Genomic DNA, 587 nt, shown 5'->3' with positions numbered 1-587 from the left:
CCAGCGGGCGGCGCTGGCCGCGGCCGCCTCGCCGGCACCTTCGGCGTCGACCCAGGCCATGGCGTTGATGACCGGCTGCACCTGGGCCAGCCGGTCCAGGTGCAAGGCCAGCGCCTGCACCGGCGTGACCGCGCCGTCGCGGTAGGCCTGGCCCAGCGCGCTGGCGTCGAGCTGCCACCAGGGTGTGCTCATGCCACCTCCGCGATCACGGCGATCAGGCCGCCGCCATCGGGGCCCTGGTGTTCGGCACCGCCCGAGACGAAGATGCGCCCGTCGCCCACCAGGCCGCCCACGGCGCCGCGCACATGGCGCTGGGCGTTGATGTCGGTGTCGTCCAGCATGGTGTGGCGCGCGCCGCGCACCTGGCCGCGGCGGTCGGGCTCGCACTTGACCAGGGCGGCGGCCACACGGGCACGGTCTTCGTCGGCCAGTTGCGGCCGGGCGTGCAGGCCCAACTGGGCCAGGGCGCGCGTGACGGCGGGCAGGTCCATGGCATCGGCCATGGGTTCGCAGGCCATGCGCAGCGGGCCGCGCCAGGCCGGGCTGTGGCCCAGCAGCACCACCTCGTTGGCTTCCACTTCCACACC

At 75.1% G+C, this 587-nt stretch carries 1 protein-coding gene and 1 pseudogene; both read right to left on the bottom strand.

From position 1 onward, the window contains the following. A pseudogene (locus QQK43_RS23170) lies at positions 1 to 192 on the bottom strand (amidase); the annotation flags it as partial. Continuing rightward, positions 189 to 587 (bottom strand): ring-opening amidohydrolase (locus QQK43_RS23165; protein WP_284309638.1); only part of this gene is annotated, 399 nt, incomplete at its 5' end. The gene QQK43_RS23165 and the pseudogene QQK43_RS23170, both read right to left, overlap by 4 nt.

This window comes from Hydrogenophaga electricum (genome assembly GCF_030160815.1).
In the GTDB taxonomy this organism is placed as follows: domain Bacteria; phylum Pseudomonadota; class Gammaproteobacteria; order Burkholderiales; family Burkholderiaceae_C; genus Hydrogenophaga; species Hydrogenophaga electricum.
Note: the sequence above shows the minus strand (reverse complement) of the source record. Positions and strands in the feature narration are given on the sequence as shown.